Below are 7,693 nucleotides of genomic sequence, written 5' to 3' on the forward strand. Positions count from 1 at the left end.
CCCGTCAAAATAAGCTTGATGGGGGACTCCAAGGCGATAAAACTATTTCTGGCGATGTTGCGGGATGCTTGTGGCCTCATATATAGAAATACCACAACACATGGCAGGCTAGTACAAGCCATGGAGACCCAAAAATTAGCTCAACAGCTGGGAATCAACGATCCAAGGACACTCGCTGAGCTTGCCAGAGCCACAACTAAGGCAGCATCAGTTTATGGCAGAAGCTCCGCTGAGCGAAACTCGAAGCTAATCATTGACGGAGAGGAAGTAGAGAAAAAAAAATCCCTCTCGCAGGCATTGCTCGATTACGAAAAAAATAAGCCAATAGATAATCAGTAATACAGAGATAAACAAGAGTGGAGCACGAGTATCCAGGGGTAAATCTAGGCTTTAAGTATGCGAGCTTGAGTTAGGCTATGAACGATAAAAATGTACTCCTCCTATTTCTATCTTGGCTGCTAAGAGCCCACATTATGAAAAATATTTTTAGTATTTTTAGTGAAAATAACCTTAATCATTTTATAAAAATAATTGAACGCTGGGCACTAGCAACAGGCATCATCGCCGCGGGAGGCGCCCTTGCTTATCTGCCTGTAATCGGAAAAGCAAGATTTCTGGGCACATGGCTTGTCACGCCAGTATTAGCCGTCGGACTAACACTCTTCATTATTTCCACAATACAGTTTTTGCGACCGCTGATACACAATCCTCGCGGATTTTGGAGATGGGCTGGCGCATTTACTATTGTGGGAGTTCTTGGGTGTAGTGCATACATTGCAGCCATTGCCGCGGCCGAATGGGCCGACAATCAGCGACGAATATCACTTTGCAGTACCGATAAGTACAAAGACGAACCTGCTTGTACCGCAGTCAAAGCACGGAAGTAATAGCTACATCAATAAACAGCAATCCAAGGCGGAGTGCTATTTGCGAGCGCACTCTTGCCATCACAGCACGGCCGTGATTCTCGCAGTTTAGCGGCGACACGGCCAACAAAAAGCCTCTTGCGATGCTATCGAGTCGCGACTATGGCGAGCGGCGCAGGTGTCCGCCCGCTCGCCCGGGTTGGGTCGACTAACCAAAAACAGCTAGAGCTACGACCCAAAAAGTACGATGAAGTGTACTTGCCCCCTCATTTTCCAATCGTTCTTCTTCCTAAATGATAATCGTGCTGATCGGTACTGCCGACTCTAGCAGTTGCGCACGCCGTCAATAGTCGGCAGATAACAGGAATTAGCGATTTGGGAGAACTGGCACATCACCTCTAGAGGTTCATCTCAAGCCGTTTGCGACGCTTATAACTGCTACGTTAGTTACCGTTTACTAGAACCGCTTAGCCACCCCCGCAATCTGCGCTGGAGTTTCTGCCCGCTCCGTAGAGTCCCCGTTTCTCCAATAAACCTGCTCATCACAAAATGATATCTGTCCCTGAGGCGGCACGGAAATGACAATTACACCAAGACCATAGTAATTATTAAAATCAAAGCCAGAAAGAACCGATGACTTCAAAGGCTCAGACAGCTTCGAATTCTTAACCGCGTCGCGCCATTTTGAGTAATATTCTTCCATTGACCATCCTAGGTGCTTGGCCTCTCTACCAACACCCACTACAAATCGCTTACCTACTTTAATTGGCGCGATCTTGTCTAGCTTTTCCACTTGCTTAGCATCAGCCTCTTTATCAGTAATTCCTATAAGAATCGTACCCGATCGATCCTTACCGTTATTCGCGATGGCGCAGATTGTACGGATAACCTTGTCGACGACATCCTTATCAATAGATCGCCCCTTTGGTGCAAGCGTAAGCATTCCCTGCTTAAGCTCGTAAGAGGGGGTCTCCAATTCTGAACGTCGAATTGTTGCGTCGATATCAGCTATGGCGTGATTTCCGTAGATCTTTTTAGACACAGAAGGATCTTTCACGAAAGATCCCGCCAGGAGACCTTTAATAGTATCGATATTTTTGCGACGTTCCTCTGGAGATGTAGCCTTTCGCGAGGTCTCAATCCGCTCATACAAATTAGTAATAGCTTTTAGAGCAGACGCATAGTCAGACAATTTCATTTTGTCTTTAACCACCAACTCATGAATTGCGATCAGGAGTGCCGCAAACATGGCGGGGAAAGAGTTGGTGTTTCGCTTGCTAAAAAGAATGTCCCTGAGCTTTACATCACCACCAGCGGTACATATCGCCAATACCTCGTCTATGCAATATTTAAGTTCTTGCGCGAACCTGTCCTCGCCATAAACTTCAAGCGCATTTTCGATTCGCTCAGCTTCCTCGCTATTAGTTTCGTAAATTTCATCCAGTGCGTCCTTCGACCGCTCAATTAACTGACCACCGACAATGCATGCCGCTATGTCAGCTATACACTGCTCATCCAAGCTATCGCGCAGCTCAGTTGAACGAAGAACCCCTTGCTTAACCCAAAAAACTTCGTCGGCCTGAACCTCATAGCCATGCTTAGTCATCGGCAAATCAATGCTAATGGAAGGCATCTTGCTAAGATTTATGATCGCAGCGGACTCGTCGCCCCTTATAGTGCAAGCGATATTACGCACCAAGTTCGAGAACGAATTTTGGACGCCAGCCTGTCGACGCTCCTGATCACTAAGACGATGGCCATATGTGTTTATTCGCCCAAAGACATCATTAATTTCATCTTCTGTCGCCCCCCTCATTACTGAAAGAGCAAGGATGTAATCCAATATAACCCCAACTTCTTGTTGAGATATTTTTGCCAGAGATTTATTTACTTCAAACTTACCATTATCTGAGGCAGCCTTCGCAGTCGGGAAGTGTTTAACATCAAAGTACCTGCCGTCCAAGGTAGGAAATGATGTTTCAATAAATGAAAAAATAGCGTGCAATCTTTGCAACCCATCGATTATCTCAAAAGTTCCGATCGCGCCTTCTCGCTCGGCAACGAGCACCGCTGGTATAGGGTACTTCTTCAGAATCGACTCAATCAGGCGTTGCTTCTCCTCAAGAGTCCATACTAATTTTCGCTGATACCGACGATTGACTATTAGCTTGTCATTGGAAAACCAACCATATGCGGACTGAATTGATGTTGGTTGAGAGGCGAGGTCAGCCATTTTGAGATCCTTTCGTTCGATTTTTATCGTAAAAAAAGCCTGCTAGTGGCAGGCTTTTTAAATTTACAAGCGGCTCATCTTAAACCCCAACCGGATTAGCCTTCTCAGGATCAATCTTGTACTGCTTGATCGCCCTGGCCACATCCTTCCCGGTCATCTTCCCCTCCTTCGCCAACGCCGCAATGGCGGCATGCGCGATGTAGTACCGATCGACCTCGAAGAACCGACGCAGGTTGGCGCGCGTATCCGAGCGACCGAAGCCATCGGTGCCCAGCACGGTGTAGTGCATCGGCACGAAGGCGCGGATCTGGTCGGCGAAGGCGCGCACGTAGTCGGTGGCGGCGATGGCCGGGCCCTGGCGGCCTTCCAGCAGCTGGGTGACGAACGGCTTGCGCTGTTCGCCTTCCGGGTGCAGGCGGTTCCAGCGCTCGGCGTCGAAGCCGTCGCGGCGCAGTTCGTTGAAGCTGGGGCAGGACCAGATGTCGGCGGTGACGCCGAAGTCCTTGTCCAGCAGCTCGGCGGCGGCGATGGCTTCGCGCAGGATGGTGCCCGAGCCCAGCAGCTGCACGCGCAGTTCGCCCTTCTTGGGCTTGCCGGCGTCCTTGAGCAGGTACATGCCCTTGATGATGCCGTCTTCCGCGCCCGCCGGCATTTCCGGGTGGGCGTAGTTTTCGTTCATCAGGGTGATGTAGTAGTACTCGTCCACCTGCTCCTGCATCATCCGCTGGATGCCGTACTGCATGACCACGGTGACTTCGTAGCCGAAGGTGGGGTCGTAGCTGCGCACGTTGGGGATGGAGCCGGCGATGACCTGGCTGAAGCCGTCTTCGTGCTGCAGGCCTTCACCATTGAGCGTGGTGCGGCCGGCGGTGCCGCCGAGCAGGAAGCCGCGGGTGCGCATGTCCGCCGCCTGCCAGGCGATGTCGCCCACGCGCTGGAAGCCGAACATGGAGTAATAGATGTAGAACGGCAGCATCGGCACGTTGCTGACCGAGTAGCTGGTGCCGGCGGCCAGCCACGAGGAGATCGCGCCCGGCTCGCTGATGCCCTGCTGCAGCACCTGGCCGGACTGGTCCTCGCGGTAGAACATCAGCTGGTCGGCGTCCACCGGCTTGTACTTCTGGCCGAACGGGGCGTAGATGCCGATCTGCCGGAACATGCCTTCCATGCCGAAGGTGCGGGCTTCGTCGGCCACGATCGGCACGATGCGCGGACCCAGTTCCTTGTCGCGCAGGGCGATGTTGAGGCTCTGCACGAAAGCCATGGTGGTGGAGTAGGTGCGCTCGCCGCTGTCCTTGAGCAGGCGCTCGAACTTGTCCAGGCCCGGGGCCGGGATGGACAGGTCGGCCTTGCGGCGGCGCTGCGGCAGGTAGCCGCCCATCGCGGCACGACGCTCCTGCAGGTACTGCACTTCCGGCGAGTCCGGGCCGGGGTGGTAGAACGGCACCTGCTCGGCGTCGGCCAGCTGCTTGTCGCTGAGCGGGATGTTGAAGCGGTCGCGGAACGCGCGCACGGCGTCGTCGTCCAGCTTCTTGGTCTGGTGGGTGGGGTTCAGCGCCTCACCGGCCGAGCCCATGCCGTAGCCCTTGACGGTCTTGGCCAGGATCACGGTGGGCATGCCCTTGGTGTTCACCGCCTGGTGGTAGGCGGCGTAGACCTTGTGCGGATCGTGGCCGCCGCGGTTCAGGCGCCAGATGTCGTCGTCGGACAGGCCGGCGACCATGGCCGCGGTCTCCGGGTACTTGCCGAAGAAGTTGGCGCGGGTATAGGCGCCGCCGAAGGCCTTGCAGTTCTGGTACTCGCCGTCGACGGTTTCCATCATCAGCTTCTTGAGGACGCCGTTGGTGTCCTTGGCCAGCAGGGCATCCCAGTAGCCGCCCCACAGCAGCTTGATGACGTTCCAGCCGCCGCCGCGGAACACGCCTTCCAGCTCCTGGATGATCTTGCCGTTGCCGCGCACCGGGCCGTCCAGGCGCTGCAGGTTGCAGTTGACCACGAAGATCAGGTTGTCCAGGCCTTCGCGGCCGGCCAGGGCGATGGCGCCCAGGGTCTCGGGCTCGTCGCTCTCGCCGTCGCCGATGAAGCACCACACCTTGCGGTCGGACTTCTCGATCAGGCCGCGGTGCTCCAGGTACTTCATGAACTGCGCCTGGTAGATGGCGCTGAGCGGGCCCAGGCCCATCGACACGGTGGGGGTCTGCCAGAAGTCCGGCATCAGCCACGGGTGCGGGTAGGAGGAGATGCCCTGCCCGTCCACTTCCATGCGGAAGTTGTTGAGCTGGTCTTCGCTGATGCGGCCTTCCAGGAAGGCGCGGGCGTAGATGCCGGGGGAGCTGTGGCCCTGGATGTACAGCAGGTCGCCGGGGTGCTTGTCCGAGGGCGCGCGCCAGAAGTGGTTGAAGCCCACGTCGTACAGGGTGGCGCTGGAGGCGAAGGAGGCGATGTGGCCGCCCAGGTCGCCCGGCTTGCGGTTGGCGCGGACCACGGTGGCCATGGCGTTCCAGCGGATGATCGAGCGGATCTTCCACTCGATGGCCGCGTCGCCCGGGCTCTTGGCCTCGTTGGCAGGGGCGATGGTGTTGACGTACTCGGTGGTCGGCGAGAACGGCAGGTAGGCGCCGGAACGACGGGTCAGTTCGACCATGTCCTCCAGCAGCTGATGCGCGCGCTCGGGGCCTGCGACATCGATGACGGCCTTGAGCGATTCGATCCACTCCTGGGTTTCAGTGGGGTTCGGATCGTTCTGCAGCACCTCGTTCAACCAGTTCATAACGCTCCCGTAGGTCGCACGCACGCGCGCGATGGCATGTGTTTTCTCGAAGCCTGCAAGTGTAGCGCAACCGCCTCTCAGGACCTCGTACGCCAGCGTATGGAACGGACTGTCACATTGGCCCGGGACACGCGGCGGGACAGCCGCAAAGGCCGCTGCGCCGGGCGGCCACGGCTGCGCTTATGATCGGGCTCCAGGCCCCCGTGGAGCGCCGCCATCGCCCTTGCCTCGTCAGCGCAGGACGCCTCCGCGGTCGCCTGGCGGCACAGCCTGCGCACGCGCCTGCTGCTGTGGGGCAGCCTGCTGCAGGTGGCGCTGCTGCTGGGCCTGGCCCTGTTGTTCTACGTGGGCGCGCGCGAGGTGATGGTGCGCAACGCCCGCGAGGAGGTGGCCGGGCTGACCCAGCAGACCGCGCGCAGCCTGGACGCCACGCTGGGCTCGGTGCAGGTGAGCGGGCGCACCCTGGCCGCCGCCGCGAGCGGGCTGGGCCGGCAGCCGTTCAACCTGCGCAACCTGCTGCAGGCCACGTTGCAGGGCGACCCGGACATCGCCGGCGCCTTGCTGGTGATCGAGCCGGGCGCGCTGAAGGACGATGGCCGCGGTTTCGCCTGGCACCTGCGGCGCACCGCTACCGGGGTGCTGGAACAGCCGGTGGAGGCGCTGGGCTTCGACGCGCGCAGCATGCCCTGGTACCGGCGCACCCTGGTCACGCCGGCGCCGTGGTGGTCCGAGCCGTACAGCGACGCCAGCACCGGCGGCGCCTACCTGACCACCTACAACCTGCCGCTGCGCCTGCCCGGTGACGGGCCGCAGGCGCCGGCGATCGGCATGGTGAGCGTGGACGTGCCACTGCAGCGACTGCAGGCCATCGTCGCCGAACTTCCGGCCAACAGCGGGCTGCAGCCGATGCTGCTGTCGCCGGACGGGCTGTTCGTGCTGCATCCGGACCCGGCGCTGCGCTTCCGCCGCACCCTGGAGGCGCACGTGGCGCGGGCGCGGCCGGACCTGTCGCCGCTGGCGCAGGCGGCCGACACCCACACCGCGGTGCGCTTCGAGCACACCGCACCGGACGGCACCCGCTACCTCACCCAGAGCGCGGCGGTAGGCGACACCGGCTGGACCTTCGCGCTGAGCGTGTCGGAGGACTACATCCTGGCCGGGCTGAACCGCATCGTGCTGTGGGGCGCGCTGGCCGGTGCCGCCGCGCTGGCGCTGTGGCTGTGGCTGCTGCACCGCTACACGGTGCGGCTGGTGCGGCCGATCGAGGACCTGACCGACTCGGCGCTGCATTTCAGCCAGGGCGCGTTCGACTATCCGCTGCGGCATGTGCAGCGCGCGGACGAAGTGGGGGTGATGGCGCGCGCCTTCGACAGCGCGCGCGGCTCGATCAAGCGCCAGTTGGACGAGATCGCCACGTTGGCGCAGGCGCGGCAGCGCATGCAGAGCGAGCTGTCGATCGCGCGCGACATCCAGCAGGCGATGCTGCCGGGCGGGCGCACCTTCGACAGCGCCCACAAGCACCTGGAAACCTATGCGCTGCTGGAACCGGCGGAGATGGTGGGCGGCGATTTCTACCAGTTCTTCGAGACCGAGCCGGGGCTGCTGTGGTTCGTGGTCGGCGACGTGTCCGACAAGGGCGTACCGGCGGCGCTGTTCATGGCGCGGGCGATGACCGTGCTGGAGATCGCCGCGCGCCGGCATACGCGCCCGGACGCGATCCTGATCGCGGCCTCGCAGCGGCTGGTGGAAGGCAACGAGCCGTGCATGTTCGCCACCGTGCTGTGCGGGCTGATCGACGTGCACAGCGGCGACTACTGGCTGGCG

At 59.2% G+C, this 7,693-nt stretch carries 5 protein-coding genes; 3 read left to right on the top strand and 2 right to left on the bottom strand.

What is annotated here, in order from left to right; translation table 11 throughout:
• Together D588_RS28470 and D588_RS27800 are read left to right on the top strand one after the other, a co-directional pair.
• A partial coding sequence (locus tag D588_RS28470) for a hypothetical protein (protein ID WP_232764257.1) occupies positions 1–339 on the top strand: 339 nt, incomplete at its 5' end.
• A 77-nt stretch (positions 340–416) separates the two neighbouring features.
• Positions 417–887, top strand: a complete 471-nt coding sequence (locus tag D588_RS27800; RefSeq protein WP_232764258.1) for a hypothetical protein — start codon at positions 417–419, stop codon at positions 885–887.
• Between the two features lie 436 nt (positions 888–1,323).
• Here the strand turns inward: D588_RS27800 and D588_RS26555 are convergent, their stop codons facing one another.
• Together D588_RS26555 and aceE are read right to left on the bottom strand one after the other, a co-directional pair.
• Positions 1,324–3,099 carry a DUF262 domain-containing protein gene (locus tag D588_RS26555; RefSeq protein WP_026143500.1) on the bottom strand — a complete coding sequence of 592 codons (1,776 nt, stop codon included), beginning with the start codon at positions 3,097–3,099 and terminating at the stop codon, positions 1,324–1,326.
• A 79-nt stretch (positions 3,100–3,178) separates the two neighbouring features.
• Positions 3,179–5,869 carry a pyruvate dehydrogenase (acetyl-transferring), homodimeric type gene (gene aceE / locus D588_RS0108115; protein WP_017915609.1) on the bottom strand — a complete coding sequence of 897 codons (2,691 nt, stop codon included), beginning with the start codon at positions 5,867–5,869 and terminating at the stop codon, positions 3,179–3,181.
• 216 nt (positions 5,870–6,085) lie between these two features.
• Here aceE and D588_RS0108120 point away from each other — a divergent pair.
• A partial coding sequence (locus D588_RS0108120) for a SpoIIE family protein phosphatase (RefSeq protein WP_345775585.1) occupies positions 6,086–7,693 on the top strand: 1,608 nt, incomplete at its 3' end.

Origin of the sequence: Xanthomonas sp. SHU 308, assembly GCF_000364645.1 — a bacterium.
Lineage (GTDB): Bacteria > Pseudomonadota > Gammaproteobacteria > Xanthomonadales > Xanthomonadaceae > Xanthomonas_A > Xanthomonas_A sontii.